The organism is Nocardia sp. NPDC058058 (assembly GCF_042885355.1).
Classification (GTDB): domain Bacteria; phylum Actinomycetota; class Actinomycetes; order Mycobacteriales; family Mycobacteriaceae; genus Nocardia.
This window is the reverse complement of sequence record NZ_JBHVSA010000060.1, coordinates 1-1,063: the sequence shown is the minus strand read 5'-3', so window position 1 is coordinate 1,063 and position 1,063 is coordinate 1. Positions and strand designations below refer to the sequence as shown.

1 protein-coding gene is annotated in these 1,063 nt (G+C 68.4%); it reads right to left on the bottom strand.

Annotated features, from left to right (window positions below; all coding sequences use genetic code 11):
* A partial coding sequence (locus ACFVUS_RS44175) for a ParB/RepB/Spo0J family partition protein (protein ID WP_387781629.1) occupies positions 1 to 915 on the bottom strand: 915 nt, incomplete at its 3' end.
* Positions 916 to 1,063: the final 148 nt, after the last annotated feature.

The following is a 1,063-nucleotide window of genomic DNA, read 5'->3' as shown; positions in this document are numbered from 1 at the left end:
GTCCCACGGCGACTGGGCCTGCGGACTGGCGGGCTGGAGGGCACGTGGTACATCGGAGGCGGCGCTGCTGGCGTCGGATGTAGGTGGCAGGATCCGCGCAGGCGTGGATACCTGCTCGGGTACGTCGACGCCGGTATCCGTAGGCGGGGTGCTAACGGCGTTAGCACCCTTGGCGGTCTGGGCTCGCTTGCGCTCCTTGGTCTGAGCCCGCTTCTCCAAGGCCTCCTGGACAGCTTCCTTTTGCTGCTGCGCGGGTAGCTGCCCGACGTTCCGCGCGATCTCCACGGGAAGGCTGCGGTCCTCGACGGCTGCCTGAAGCTCGGGGGTCAGCTTCAGCAGGGCGATGCGCTGGGTCACCCAGGGGCTGGACTTGCCCAGGGCGCGCGCAACGGCGCGCTGGGATCCGTGTACCTCGACGAGACGTGCAAGGGCCTTCGCCTCGTCCAGCGGGTCCAGGCTCTCGTGCTGAACGGCTGCGGTGAGGGCTGTTTCCAGGAGGATGTCGGCGCTCTCGGCGAGGGAATCGTCCACGTGCACCGGCACGTCGTCCAGGCCTGCGAGGCGCGCGGCGGCCAGCCGTCTGTTGCCGTCCACGACGACGAACGCGGCGCGTCCCAGTTCCGACTGGCCAGGGTGGGCGTCGAGGAAGGCCAGCCTGGTGACGACGGTGAGGGGCTGGATGATTCCGCGCGAGGCCACGCTGTCCGCGAGTTCATCGATGGACCGAAGCTCTACACGGGGGTTGAAGGGATTGTGTGCCAGCCCTTCCACGGGCATGCGGAGCGTCTCTTGTCGGCCTGCGGCCGGCTCGGTTTCCTGCCCCGAGAACCTGGCGAAGCTGGCAGCGCGGCTGCTCATCGGCTGTGCGACCGCGTCGAAGGTGGGGGAGTCCCCCAGCATGTCTGCCTTGCTCATGCGAGCTTCACCCCTCGGGCGATCTGCCTCATCTGGTGTGACTGCTCGCAGTCGGGGGCGTAGTCCAGCAGGGCCTGCTGCTTGCGGACTGCTTCGCGCTGTTCCTTGACGTCTGGGATGACAGCGAGGACGGGGGGAGTGCCGAGGC